Below are 13554 nucleotides of genomic sequence, written 5' to 3' on the forward strand. Positions count from 1 at the left end.
CGCATTGCCGCGAAGCCCGGCCGATGCCGCAGGGGCGATAGACTTTGCACCATGCAAGTCGCCCTGGCCCAACTCTCTTCCCACCTTCAAAAGGGCCTGTCGCCGCTGTATGTGCTGCATGGCGACGAAGCGCTGCTGCAGCAGGAGGCAGCCGACGCCATCCGCGCCACGGCGCGCAGCCAGGGCTATACCGAGCGCAGCTCCTATACGGTAGCGGGCGCCCACTTTGACTGGAGCGCCGTGCTGGCGGCAGGCGGTTCGCTGAGCCTGTTTGCCGACAAGCAGATCGTGGAGGTCCGCATCCCTTCGGGCAAGCCCGGCAAGGACGGTAGCGTGGCGCTGCAGCAGATCGCCGAATCGGCCCGGGGCAACGACAGCACGTTGACGCTGGTGATGCTGCCGCGCCTGGACAAGGCCACGCGCACAGGGGCGTGGTTTGCGGCGCTGGAAGGCAACGGTTGTTCGATCCAGATCGACCCCATCGAGCGCGGCATGCTGCCGCAGTGGATCGCCCAGCGCCTGGCCACCCAGGGCCAGCGCGTGGTGGCAGGCGAGGAGGGCCAGCGCACGCTGCAGTTCTTTGCCGACCGGGTTGAGGGCAATCTGCTCGCGGCCCACCAGGAGATCCAGAAGCTCGCCCTGCTGCACCCGCCCGGAGAGCTCACGCAGGCCCAGGTCGAGGCCGCCGTGCTCAATGTGGCGCGCTACGACGTGTTCAAGCTGTCCGAGTCGGTGCTGGCGGGCCACACCGGGCGCGTGCAGCGCATGCTAGACGGCCTGCAGGCCGAGGGCGAGGCCGAGGTGCTGGTGCACTGGGCCCTGGCCGAAGACATCCGGGCCCTCAAGCGCGTGAAGGATGCGATGAACGCCGGGCGCCCCCTGCCCATGGCGCTGCGCGAGAACCGCATCTGGGGCCCCAAGGAGCGCTTGTTCGAGCGCATCCTGCCCAAGGCCAGCGATGCCGCGCTGGCGCGCCTGCTGCAGTCGGCGCACACGGTGGACGGCATCGTCAAGGGCCTGAAGGTGCCCGACTGGCCCACCGACGGCTGGCAGGCCCTGCAGCGCCTGGCGCTGCAGCTGTGCCGTTTGACCAGCGCGGCGCGCTGAACCCGGCCGCGTTCAGCGGCTGTCCAGTACGCCCCGGGCCTTGTCCACCCACATCTGCAGATTGGCCACCAGGTCCTTCTGGCTGAAGGAGCAGCTCTCCTCGGAGAACAGCGCGCTCGATTCGAGCCGGTCCAGCAGGTTCAGCAGCACCTCGCTGTAGCGCGGCGGCAGGGCTGACAGCAGCTGCGTCTGTTCCCGCGCCAGGCTGCTCAGGGTCGCAGCACTGGCTGCGCCATCGCTGAAACGCGCCAGGGCGCCTTGCAATGTGGTGAGTTGGTCGTGTTCGGCGGACATGCCCCAAGTATCCGCGAAAGGCCCGGGCAGTTCGGCAGCCGCACGGTCGTGCGCTTTTGCGCGCCGGCTTCGTGCACAAGTTCACGCCAGGCCCGCCGGCCTGCGCCGCACACCATTGTTTGCAAAGCCGGCCGCCGTCAGACTCGCGGCCAGGCGGTTCGCAGCCATGCATCACAAAGATGGTGGCACGGCGCACACCGCTGGTTCATGGAGCCCTCCATGGGTTCTGAACGATCTACCTGTTTGTGATTTCTATCTATATATACCGATTCACTGAGAGACCCGATGAAACATCTGATGAAGAACAAGTCCGTGCGCACCGTTGCAGCCCTGGGCGCCATGGCGCTGTGCTCCACGTTCCTGGCGGGCGCCGCGCATGCGGTGCAGCCGGCCATTTCCATGGGCTACGACCACGCCCTGGTGCTGCGCGCCGACGGCACGGTCTGGTCCTGGGGCTATGGCGGCAGCGGCCAGCTGGGCCTGGGCAGCACCGCCACGCGCACCACGCCCACCCAGATCCCCACGCTGCAGAATGTGGTGCAGGTGGTGGCGCGCGGCTCCTTCTCGCTGGCCCTGAAGGCCGACGGCACGGTCTGGGCCTGGGGCGACAACTCGGGCGGGCGCACCGGAGGCAACGGCACCAGCGTGCCGGTGCAGATCAATGGCCTGTCCAACATCGTGAGCATCAACGCCGGCACCGACACTGCGGCTGCCTTTGCCACCGATGCGGCCGGCCAGGTCTACGCCTGGGGCAGCAACAGCAGCGCGCTGCTGGGCACCGGCCAGACCAGCCCCGGCGGCAACCCCGTGCCCCGCCTGGTGGCCGGCGCCCAGGGCGCCGTGGCCGTGAGCGCCTCGGACGCCGCGGCCCTGGCCCTGCGCCAGGACGGCAAAGTCCTGGCCTGGGGCTCCAACGGCAACAAGGCCCTGGCACCCGTGGCCGGCACCGCCACCGCGCCCGTCGTGATCGACGCCCTGGGCAGCGTGCAGGCCGTGGCTGCCACTTCCATGAACATCGCGGGCCAGTACTACGCCTTGAAGGGCGACGGCAGCGTCGCCGTCTGGGGCCAGGCATCGACCAACGCCACCTACTGCGGCCAAAAGGGCATCCAGAATGGCGGCTTCGCCCTGATCGACATCTCCCCCATCGCGGGCCTGTCGCGCATCCAGCAGATCGAGCCGGGCGATGGCCACACCCTGTTCGTCGATGCCGACGGTGCCGTGCACGCCTGCGGCGTCAATGCTGCCGGCCAACTGGGCGACGGCACCCTGGTGAACCCCAGCACCGAAGTGCCCAAGATCGCCCACGTTGCGGGTCTGCCCCCCGTGGTCGCTGCGGCGGCGGGCTCGGCGATCTCCGGCGCCATCGGCACCGACGGCAGCGTCTGGATCTGGGGCAAGGGCACCAACCTGGGCGGCACCGACAAGACCACGGCCCCTGTGCGCGTGATGGGCGGCAATGGCGCAGCCTTCGATGCCGGGCGGGTGGGCGAGGCCAGCGGCACCTTTGCCGGCGGGCAGACCGGCCCGCTGAGCAATGTGACGGTGGACGTGGGCGCCACGGTCTCCCCACTGCACCGCGGCAAGACAGGCCGCGTCTACGTGGCCGCGCTGGCCGGCTCGACCGCGCTGTTCCTCGGGCCGAATGGATGGTCTGTCTACACGGGTGGGACCATTCCGGCCTACCTGGGTGGTCCGCTGCCGCGCACGGTGCCGGTGCGCATTGCTTCGGGCCTGAACTTCAGCGGGCTGGAGGGCGTGCAACTGGTGGTGGGCTACGGCGTGGGCGACGATGCCTCGGCCGCGGCGGAGATGATCAGGGCAGGCCGTTACAAGGTCGTGCACACGCTGAACTGAGGGCTGCGCAGGGGCTTGGGTACGCGCATCGGCCCATAGCCCCCCATGCGCTCCCCCTGGCGCGCAGGGGGAGGGCGCTTCTGCGAGAATCGGGGCCATGAACGCGCTCAACGTGGCTGAATACACGCACACCCTCGGATCCCAGGCCAAGGCCGCCTCCGCCCTCATGGCGAAGGCGCCCGCCGCCATCAAGAACAAGGCGCTGCGCGCCCTGGCGCGCCTGCTGCGCGAGCACACCGCCGCACTGCAGGTGGACAATGCCCGCGACCTGGAGCGTGCCCGTGCCGCCGGCCTGGCCGAGCCCCTGGTCGACCGGCTCAAGCTCACCCCCAAGGTGCTCGAAACCTGCGCCGAAGGCTGCGAGCAACTGGCCGCCATGGCCGATGTGATCGGCGAGATCATCGGCATGAAGCAGCAGCCCAGCGGCATCCGCGTGGGCCAGATGCGCGTGCCCATCGGCGTGTTCGGCATGATCTACGAGAGCCGGCCCAACGTGACCATCGAGGCCGCCAGCCTGTCCATCAAGAGCGGCAATGCCTGCATCCTGCGCGGCGGCTCGGAGGCCATCGACTCCAACAAGGCCCTGGCGCGCCTGGTGCAGCTGGCGCTGGCCGAGGCCGGTTTGCCCGAGGACGCGGTGCAGCTGGTGCAGACCACCGACCGCGAGGCCGTGGGCCAGCTCATCGCCATGCCGCAGTTCGTGGACGTGATCATCCCGCGCGGCGGCAAGGGCCTGATCGAGCGCATCAGCCGCGATGCCAAGGTGCCCGTGATCAAGCACCTGGACGGCAACTGCCACACCTATGTGGACGACCCCTGCGATGTGGCCATGGCCGTCAAGGTGGCCGACAACGCCAAGACCCAGAAGTACAGCCCCTGCAATGCCAGCGAGGGCCTGCTGGTCGCGCGCGGCGTGGCGGCCGAGTTCCTGCCCCTGATCGGCGCCGTCTATGCCGCCAAGGGCGTGGAGATGCGCGTGTGCCCCGAAAGCCGCGCGCTGCTGGCCCCGGTGGCCGGCGCGAAACTGGTGGACGCCACTGAGCAGGACTGGTCCGAGGAATACCTTGCGCCCATCATCAGCATCAAGCTGGTGGCCGGCGTGGACGAGGCCATCGCCCACATCAACCACTACTCGTCGCACCATACCGACGCCATCCTCACCACCGACCATGTGCATGCCCAACGCTTCCTGCGCGAGGTGGATTCGGCCAGCGTCATGGTCAATGCCAGCACGCGCTTTGCCGACGGCTTCGAGTACGGGCTGGGGGCCGAGATCGGCATCAGCACCGACAAGTTCCATGCCCGTGGCCCTGTGGGCATCGAAGGCCTGACCTCGCTCAAATACGTGGTGTTGGGCGAAGGCGAGGTGCGCGGCTGATGGCGCTGGCCGCATGGCGGCCGGCTTGACGCGCACGCCATCCCCACCGACTATCTCCCCGTGAAAATCATCATCCTGGGTGCCGGCCGTGTCGGCCACAGCGTGGCCGAGAGCCTGGTCTCCGAGCGCAACGACATCACCGTCATCGACACCGATGCCGAGCGCCTGCGCGACCTGGAGTCGCGCTTCGACCTGCGCGGCGTGGTGGGCAGCGGCATCGACCCCGCAGTGCTGGCCGAGGCCGGCGCGCACGACACCGACCTGCTGATCGCCTGCGCCGCACAGGACGAAACCAACCTGGTGTGCTGCAAGATCGCGCAGGTGCTGTTCAGCGTGCCCACGCGCATCGCGCGCGTGCGCTCCACGGGCTTCGACAACGACGAGCGGCTGCTGGGCCCCGAGGGCTTTGCGGTGGACCGCATCATCTGCCCCGAGGAATCGCTCACGCGCTACATCGGCAAGCTCATCGAATACCCCGAGGCCATGCAGGTGCGCGAGTTCGCCGGCGGCCGGGCCTGCCTGGCCTCGGTGCGCGCGCGGCTCGGGGCGCCCATGGTGGGCCGCACCATTGCCGAACTGCGCGCGGGCGCCCCCGATGTGGCGGTGCGCATCGTTGCCATCTACCGGCGTTTTCCCGACGAGCCCGACCGTTTCGTGGCCTGCGATGGCAACACGCGCATCGAACCGGGCGACGAGGTCTTCGTGCTCGCGGCCAGCGGCCACATCGCCCACGTGCTGGCGGCGCTGCACCGGCGTGGCGCCGCGGGCGTGCAGCCGGTGCGGCGCATCATGATCGCGGGCGGCGGTCGCGTGGGCCTGCGCCTGGCGCGCCAGCTGGCCAAGCTGGGTGGGCGCTTTCGCGTCAAGATCGTCGAGGGCGATGCGCAGCGCTGCACCGAGCTGGCCGCGTTGCTGCCGGCCGACATGCTGGTGCTGCACGGCGATGCCACCGATGAGGACCTGCTCGGGGACGAGAACATCGAGGATATCGATCTCTTCCTGGCGCTCACCGACGACGACGAGAACAACATCATGTCCTGCCTGCTGGCCAAGCGCATGGGTGCGCGCCGCGTGCTGTCGCTCATCAACCGGCGCAGCTATGCCGACCTGATGCACGGCACGCAGATCGACATTGCGCTGTCGCCCGCGCAGGCCATGCTCGGCGAGCTGTTGGCCTATGTGCGCCAGGGCGATGTGCAGGCAGTGCACAGCCTGCGCCGCGGCGTGGCCGAGGCGCTGGAGATCGTGGCCCGCGGCGACCGCAAGAGCTCGCGCGTGGTGGGCCGCAAGGTCGGCGAGCTGCAGTTGCCCGCCGAGGTGCACATGGGCCTGATCGTGCGCGGCCTGCCCGATTCACCCGACGTGGCGCCCGAGGACCTGCTCGAGCCCGAGGTCATCATCCCGCGCAGCTCCACGGTGATCGAGAGCAACGACCACGTGGTGTTCTTCCTGCCCAACAAGCGGCTGGTGCGCGACGTGGAAAAGCTCTTCCGCGTGAGCGCCACCTTCTTCTGACCGCCTGCGGCCATGGTGGACCTGTTCCCCGTCCTGCGCGTGCTCGGCATGCTGGCGATGATCTTCTCGCTGGCCATGGGCCTGCCGCTGGCCGTGTCGTTGTGGACGCGCGACGGCATCTGGCATGTCTACCCCCAGGCCATGGGCGCCACCTTTGCGGTGGGCGCCTGGCTGTGGTGGCGCCTGCGCCTGTTCCGGCAGGAGCTGCAGCCGCGCCACGGGGTCATGCTGGTGACCCTGGTCTGGCTGGCGCTGCCGCTCTTTGCGTGCATTCCCCTGCTGCTGGCCGGGCACCACATCGGCCGGTCCATGTCCTTCACGCATGCCTATTTCGAGGCGGTCTCGGGCCTGACGACGAGCGGCTCCACGGTGCTCGCCGGGCTCGATACGCTGCCAGTGTCCCTCAATGTGTGGCGCACCTTCCTGCAGTGGATGGGCGGCATGGGCATCCTGATCCTGGCGGTGGCCGTGCTGCCCCTGCTGGGCGTGGGCGGCAGCCAGCTGTTCAAGGCCGAGGCGGCCGGCCCACTCAAGGATTCCAAGCTCACGCCGCGCATGACCGGGACGGCCAAGGGGCTGTGGGGCGTCTACGCACTGTTCTCCGTGGCCTGCGGCCTGGCCTATTGGCTGGGCGGCATGAAGCCGCTGGACGCCCTGATGCACATGTTCACCACGGTGAGCCTGGGGGGACTATCGTCCTATGACGCGAGCTTCGGACATTTCCAGTCGCCGCTGCTGGAAGCCATCTGCATCTTCTTCATGCTGGTCGCCAGCTGCAATTTCGCGCTGTACTTCGTGGCCTTCCGCAAGGGACATTGGGGTGGTTTCTGGAGGGACCCGGAACTGCGTGCCACGCTGTTCGCATTGGTGGGCGGCGGCCTGGTGATCTCGCTGCTGCTGTGGGCCAAAGGGGTGTATGCGCCGCTCGATGCACTGCGCCACGGCATGTTCAACACCATATCCCTGGCCACCACGACCGGCTACGCCACGGTGGACTACCTGGCCTGGCCGGTGTTTGCGCCGGTGTTCATGCTGCTGCTCTCCGGCGTGGCCACGAGTGCGGGCTCGACCGGCGGCGGCATCAAGATGGTGCGCATGCTCATCCTGGTCAAGCAGGCGCGCCGTGAGATGAACCGCCTGGTGCACCCGCGCGCCGTGCAGCCGTTGTGCCTGGGCGGTGGTGTCGTGGACAACCGCGTGATCTTCGCCGTGTTGGCCTTCATGCTGGTCTATGGTGGCACGGTCTTCGGCCTGAGCATGCTGCTCTTGCTGACCGATCTGGATCCGGTGACGGCTTTCTCCGCCGTGCTGGCCAGTGTCAACTGTGCCGGACCGGGCCTGGGGAGCGTGGGCCCAGCCACCAATTTCGCGGGCCTGACGGATTTCCAGATCTGGGTCTGCTCCCTGGCCATGCTGCTCGGGCGCTTGGAAATCCTGAGTTTCATGGCCTTGCTGACCCCTTCGTTCTGGCGGCGCTGAAAGAAAGCGGCCCGCCGGGCTTGCGAACAATTGGTCACGCCCCCACCCTACAATGGCTCGCCACCGCAATAGACCCGCCTCCACGTAAGGTTTTCCATGGTTCCGCACCTCATCACGGCCCTGACCGGGCCGATCAACGAACTCGAGCAGCGCGTGCTCGACTCCATGCCCGCCATCGAGCGCTGGTTCCGGCTGGAGTGGATGGAGCACACGCCGCCGTTCTACACCTCGGTGGACATCCGTAACGCCGGCTTCAAGCTGGCCCCGGTGGACACCAACCTGTTCCCGGGCGGCTGGAACAACCTGACCAAGGAAATGCTGCCCCTGGCCGTGCAGGCCGCGATGGCCGCCATCGAGAAGATCTGCCCCGAAGCGCGCAACCTGCTGATCATTCCCGAGAACCACACGCGCAACACCTTCTACCTGTCGAATGTGGTGCAGCTGCAGCGCATCTTCAACATGGCGGGCCTGAACGTGCGTGTGGGCTCCATCAGCCCCGAGATCAAGAAGCCCACCCTGATCGAGCTGCCCAACGGTGACACGGTGACGCTGGAGCCCGTGGTGCGCAACAAGCGCCGCCTCGGGCTCAAGGATTTCGATCCCTGCACCATCCTGCTCAACAACGACCTTACCGCGGGCGCGCCCGGCATCCTGGAAGACATCCACGAGCAGTACCTGCTGCCGCCCCTGCACGCGGGCTGGAGCGTGCGCAAGAAGAGCACCCACTTCAAGAATTACGAAGAAGTGGCCAAGCGCTTCGGCAAGATGCTGGGCATCGACCCATGGCTCGTGAACCCCATGTTCAGCCAGTGCGGCGACGTCGATTTCGCCGAAGGCGCGGGCATGGAGAACCTGCAGACCAATGTGGACGCGCTGCTCACCAAGGTGCGCCGCAAGTACAAGGAATACGGCATCAACGAAAAGCCCTTCGTGATCGTCAAGGCCAACAATGGCACCTACGGCATGGGCATCATGACCGTGCGCGATGCCAAGGAGCTCGACGCGATCAACCGCAAGACGCGCAACAAGATGGCCATCATCAAGGATGGCCAGGTGGTCAACGACGTGATCATCCAGGAAGGCGTGCTCACCCAGGAGCGCGTGAATGATGCCGTGGCCGAGCCCGTGGTCTACATGATGGACCGCTACGTGGTCGGCGGTTTCTACCGCATGCACGCCGAACGCGGCACCGACGAGAACCTGAACGCCCCGGGCGCGAGCTTCGTGCCCCTGGCCTTCGAGCACAGCACGCACATGCCCCAGCCAGGCATGCGCCCGGGTGTGAGCGCGCCCAACCGCTTCTACATGTACGGTGTGGTCGCACGCCTGGCCATGCTGGCGGCCAGCTACGAACTCGAAGCCACCAACCCCGACGCCGAAGTCTACGACTGAGGTTTTCTCCCTAAAGCGACGAAAACCGCGAAAGGACCCCTGGCCCCGCCTGCCACGTCTGCAGACGGGGCGCCAGAGGGCAGTTGCTGCGCTGCAACATGCCCCGGGCTGGTGCGCTGCTGCACCAGCACAGGAGCACAATAGCGTTCCCAAAAGTAACGGAACCCCGGCAGACCCCCAGTGCGCCGGGTGCGGTCAGTGCAAAGCTCCAAATCCTCGCTCGCAGCGCTCACGCTGGGCGCCATCGGTGTTGTCTACGGTGATATCGGCACCAGCGTGCTTTATGCGGTCAAGGAGGTGTTCGGGTCGGGCCATGTGCCTTTCACCCAGGACAACATCTACGGCATCCTGTCCATCCTGTTCTGGACGCTCACGGTCATCGTCTCCCTCAAGTACGTGGTGCTGGTGCTGCGCGCCGACAACAACGGCGAGGGTGGCCTGATCGCCATGCTGGCCCTGGCCTCCCAGGCCGTGAAGGACAAGCCCCGCCTGCGCGGACTGCTGCTGGGCGTGGGCATCTTCGGTACCTCGCTGTTCTATGGCGACGGGGTCATCACCCCGGCGATCTCGGTGCTGTCGGCGGTGGAGGGCCTGGAGGTGGTTTCGCCGCACTTCAAGCAGTATGTGATTCCGCTGACCCTGGTGGTGCTGTTCTGCCTGTTTCTGGTGCAAAAGCGCGGCACCAGCGGCATCGGCAAGTTTTTCGGGCCTATCACCCTGGTGTGGTTTGCCACCCTGGCGGTATTGGGGGTTTCGCACATCGTCACCCACCCCGAGATCCTCTGGGCCATGAGCCCGCACTATGCGCTCGGCTTCATGTTTGCCAACCCGGGCACCAGCTTCATCATCCTGGGCGCCGTGGTGCTGTGCGTGACCGGCGCCGAGGCCCTGTACGCCGACCTCGGGCACTTCGGCAAGCGGCCCATCCGCCTGGCCTGGTTCTGCGTGGCCATGCCGGCGCTGGTCCTCAACTACTTCGGGCAGGGCGCCCTGCTGCTGGCCGAGCCCGAAGCGGTGAAGAACCCGTTTTTCATGATGGCCCCCGGCTGGGCGTTGCTGCCCCTGGTGGTGCTGGCCACCCTGGCCACGGTGATCGCCTCGCAGGCGCTGATCACCGGCGCCTTCAGCGTGACCAAGCAGGCCATCCAGCTCGGCTACCTGCCGCGCCTGAACATCCAGCACACCAGCGTGCGCGACACGGGGCAGATCTACATGCCGCTCGTGAACTGGGGCCTGTTCGTGGCCATTGTGCTCGCGGTGGTGATGTTCCGCTCGTCGAGCAACCTGGCGGCCGCCTATGGCATCGCCGTGACGCTGGACATGCTGATCACCACCACGCTGACCTTCTTCGTGATCCGCTACGGCTGGGGCTACCCGCTCGCGCTGTGCGTGGCGGCCACGGGCTGCTTCTTCGTGGTCGACCTGGCCTTCTTCGCTTCCAACCTGCTCAAGCTGTTTGCCGGCGGCTGGTTCCCGCTGATGATCGGCGGCGTCGTTTTCACCTTGATGATGACCTGGAAGCAGGGGCGCCACCTGGTCAACGACAAGCTGCGCGCCGATGCCATCGACCTCAAGGACTTTCTGGAGTCGGTGTTCATCAGCCCACCCACGCGCGTTGAAGGCACGGCCGTGTTCCTCACGGCCGAGACGGGGGTCGTGCCCAACGCGCTGCTGCACAACCTCAAGCACAACAAGGTGCTGCACGAGCAGAACCTGTTCGTCACGGTGAAGAGCCATGAAGTGCCCTGGATCGGCATGGACAAGCGCCTGCAGGTCGATGCCCTGGGCCACGACTGCTGGCAGGTGGTGGTGCACTACGGCTTCAAGAACGACCCGGACCTGCCGCGTGCGCTGGAGCAGCTGCGCGGCCGCGGTTGCGGCATGGAGCCCATGACCACCAGCTACTTCCTCTCACGCGACACGGTGGTGCCCACCATCGGCAGCGGCATGGCGCCCTGGCGCGAAAAGCTGTTTGCGCAGATGCACCACAACGCCAGCGGTGCGGCCGACTTCCTGCACCTGCCGAATAATGCGGTGGTGGAGCTCGGCTCCAAGATCGAGATTTGATTCGGGGCGGGGCTTCGATAGACCCCATCGTGCACCGCCGCGGTGCAACGGGCAGAATCCCGCCCATGCAGTTTCTCAAGGATCTGAGCCTGTCGGCCTTCACCGCGGGCTTCGTTGCGGTGCTGGTGGGCTTCACCAGCTCGGTGGCCATCGTCTTCCAGGCAGCCCAGGCTTTCCATGCCACGCCGGAGCAGACCACCTCCTGGATGTGGGCGCTGGGCCTGGGCATGGGCCTGTGCTCCCTGGTGCCATCGCTCATCCTGCGCATGCCGGTCATGGTCGCCTGGTCCACACCCGGCGCAGCCGTGCTGGCCACGGCGGGGATGGCCGGCGGCTTCAGCATGGGAGAGGCCATCGGCGCCTTCATGGTCAGCGCGGTGCTGATCACGCTGTGCGGCGTCACCGGCTGGTTCGAGCGCATCATGAACCGCATCCCCATGGAGATCGCAGCCGCGCTGCTGGCAGGCGTGCTGGCGCGTTTCGGCATCCAGGCCTTCACGGCAGCGCAGACGGCCTTGCCCCTGGTGCTGCTGATGCTGGGTTGCTACCTGGTGGGCCGCCGCCTGCTGCCGCGCTATGCCGTGGTGCTCACGCTGGCGGTGGGCATTGCCTGGGTGGCGCTGCGCGGGCAGATGGCCTGGTCGGCCGTGCACTTCTCGCTGGCCGTGCCGGTCTGGACCACGCCGCAGTTCAGCCTGTCGGCCCTGGTGAGCCTGGCCATCCCCCTGTTCGTGGTGACCATGGCCTCGCAGAATCTGCCGGGTGTGGCTGTGATCCGCGCCTCGGGCTACCCGCTGCCGGTCTCGCGCCTGCTCACGCTCACGGGCCTGGTCACCCTGGTTCTGGCACCGTTCGGCGCCTTTGCCCTCAACTTCAGCGCCATCACGGCCGCCATGTGCATGGGGCCCGAAGCCCATGAGGACCGTGCACGTCGCTACACCGCCGCCGTGTCCTGCGGCGCCATCTATGTGGTGATCGGCATCTTCGGCGCGGTGATCACCGGCCTGCTCACCGCCTTCCCCAAGGAATTGATCGCTGCCATCGCCGGGCTGGCCTTGCTGGGCACCATCGGCAATGGTCTGGCGACCGCCTTGCGCGAGGAAGGGCACCGCGAGGCGGCCCTTATCACCTTCCTGGTTACGCTCAGCGGCGTGGTGGTGGCGGGCGTGGGCTCTGCCTTCTGGGGCGTGGTCGCAGGCAGCCTTGCGCTATTTGTGCAACAGTACGGGCGTACGCGCACCCAGGGCGGCTGACGGCTATCTCTCTATATATGCAGGGGCCGTACCGCGACCCAGGGTGTTGCCTTTCTCATTACCTCCATCTTCCAAGCCCATGCAAATCCTCTTCATCGCCGATCCGCTGGCCAGCTTCAAGATCTACAAGGACACCACCTTCGCCATGATGCGCGAGGCCCAGCGCCGTGGCCACAGCATCACCGTGTGCGGCCCGCAGGACGTGAGCTGGCAGCGTGGCGGCAAGGTCACGGCACGCGTGACAGACATCGTGCTTACCGGCCACCCCGAGACCTGGTACACCGAGGCGCCCGCGCGCACGGCCGTGCTGGCCGACTTTGGCGCGGTGCTGATGCGCAAGGACCCGCCTTTCGACAGCGAGTACTTCTACGCCACCCACATGCTGGAGCAGGCCGAGCGCGACGGCGCGCGCGTGTTCAACAAGCCCCGGGCGCTTCGCGACCACCCGGAGAAGCTGGCGATCATGGAATTCCCCCAGTTCATCGGCCCCACCCTGGTCACGCGCGACCCGGCCGACATCCGCAGCTTCCACGCCGAGCACAAGGACATCATCTTGAAGCCCCTGGACGGCATGGGCGGCATGGGCATCTTCCGCGTGGGACCGGACGGTCTGAACCTGGGCAGCATCATCGAGACGCTGAACAAGGACGGCGCCGAGAGCGTGATGGTGCAGAAATTCCTGCCCCAGATCGTCGAGGGCGACAAGCGCGTGCTCATCATCGGCGGCAAGCCTGTGCCTTACTGCCTGGCGCGCATTCCCCAGGGCACGGAAGTGCGCGGCAACCTGGCGGCCGGCGGCAAGGGTGTGGCCCGCCCCCTGTCCGAGCGCGACTGGGAGATCGGCAACGCCCTCGGCCCCATCCTGCTGGAACGCGGCCTGCTGCTGGCCGGTGTGGATGTGATCGGTGACTGCGTCACCGAGATCAACGTCACCAGCCCCACTTGCTTCCAGGAGATCTTCGACCAGACCGGCTGCGACGTGGCGGCGCTGTTCATCGATGCACTGGAGGCGGCGCTGGCATCGCCGGCACGCTGATCTCACTTGTCTGCCTGGTTGTTGCGGAGCCCCTCAAAAAAGTGCTATAGTCGAGGGCTTCGCTGCACAGAGGACCTTGTTGGGAAGTCTGGGTGGTTCGAAGAAGGAAGTTTGCAAAAACTTCGAAGTTTTGGAAAAGACGCCGATTTCTCGGTATACAATCTAAGGCTGCGCTG

10 protein-coding genes are annotated in these 13554 nt (G+C 67.0%); 9 read left to right on the forward strand and 1 reads right to left on the reverse strand.

Features of this window, described 5'->3' with window-relative positions:
• Nucleotides 1–51 precede the first annotated feature (51 nt).
• A complete protein-coding gene (gene holA, locus AC07X5_RS30285; RefSeq protein ID WP_494773158.1) occupies nt 52–1107 on the forward strand; it encodes a DNA polymerase III subunit delta in 1056 nt (351 codons plus the stop codon).
• 12 nt (nt 1108–1119) lie between these two features.
• On the opposite strand, the gene AC07X5_RS30290 is transcribed toward holA, so the two are convergent.
• The gene (locus AC07X5_RS30290) at nt 1120–1401 is read right to left on the reverse strand and encodes a hypothetical protein (protein ID WP_494773159.1); all 282 of its coding nucleotides are present in this window, start codon (nt 1399–1401) and stop codon (nt 1120–1122) included.
• Nucleotides 1402–1686: 285 nt separating this feature from the next.
• Here AC07X5_RS30290 and AC07X5_RS30295 point away from each other — a divergent pair, with 285 nt between their 5' ends.
• From AC07X5_RS30295 to gshB, 8 genes are all read left to right on the forward strand, one after another.
• Entirely contained in the window at nt 1687–3258 is a 1572-nt protein-coding gene (locus AC07X5_RS30295; RefSeq protein WP_494773160.1) for an RCC1 domain-containing protein, read from the forward strand.
• A 97-nt stretch (nt 3259–3355) separates the two neighbouring features.
• A complete protein-coding gene (locus AC07X5_RS30300) occupies nt 3356–4636 on the forward strand; it encodes a glutamate-5-semialdehyde dehydrogenase (protein WP_494773161.1) in 1281 nt (426 codons plus the stop codon).
• Between the two features lie 60 nt (nt 4637–4696).
• Nucleotides 4697–6151, forward strand: coding sequence for a Trk system potassium transporter TrkA (trkA, locus tag AC07X5_RS30305; protein WP_494773162.1), 1455 nt, complete (start codon nt 4697–4699; stop codon nt 6149–6151).
• A 12-nt stretch (nt 6152–6163) separates the two neighbouring features.
• The gene (locus AC07X5_RS30310) at nt 6164–7630 is read left to right on the forward strand and encodes a TrkH family potassium uptake protein (protein WP_494773163.1); all 1467 of its coding nucleotides are present in this window, start codon (nt 6164–6166) and stop codon (nt 7628–7630) included.
• A gap of 96 nt (nt 7631–7726) precedes the next feature.
• Nucleotides 7727–9022: a glutamate--cysteine ligase gene (gshA, locus tag AC07X5_RS30315; RefSeq protein WP_409961269.1), complete on the forward strand. Its 1296-nt coding sequence runs from the start codon at nt 7727–7729 to the stop codon at nt 9020–9022.
• A 198-nt stretch (nt 9023–9220) separates the two neighbouring features.
• Nucleotides 9221–11089 carry a potassium transporter Kup gene (locus AC07X5_RS30320; protein WP_494773164.1) on the forward strand — a complete coding sequence of 623 codons (1869 nt, stop codon included), beginning with the start codon at nt 9221–9223 and terminating at the stop codon, nt 11087–11089.
• 65 nt (nt 11090–11154) lie between these two features.
• Nucleotides 11155–12342 carry a benzoate/H(+) symporter BenE family transporter gene (locus tag AC07X5_RS30325; protein ID WP_494773165.1) on the forward strand — a complete coding sequence of 396 codons (1188 nt, stop codon included), beginning with the start codon at nt 11155–11157 and terminating at the stop codon, nt 12340–12342.
• Between the two features lie 79 nt (nt 12343–12421).
• Nucleotides 12422–13378 (forward strand): glutathione synthase, encoded by a 957-nt coding sequence (gene gshB / locus AC07X5_RS30330; RefSeq protein ID WP_409961264.1) that lies wholly within the window; start codon nt 12422–12424, stop codon nt 13376–13378.
• Nucleotides 13379–13554: the final 176 nt, after the last annotated feature.

Source organism: Acidovorax sp. GW458-11-26-14-TSB4 (assembly GCF_059423865.1).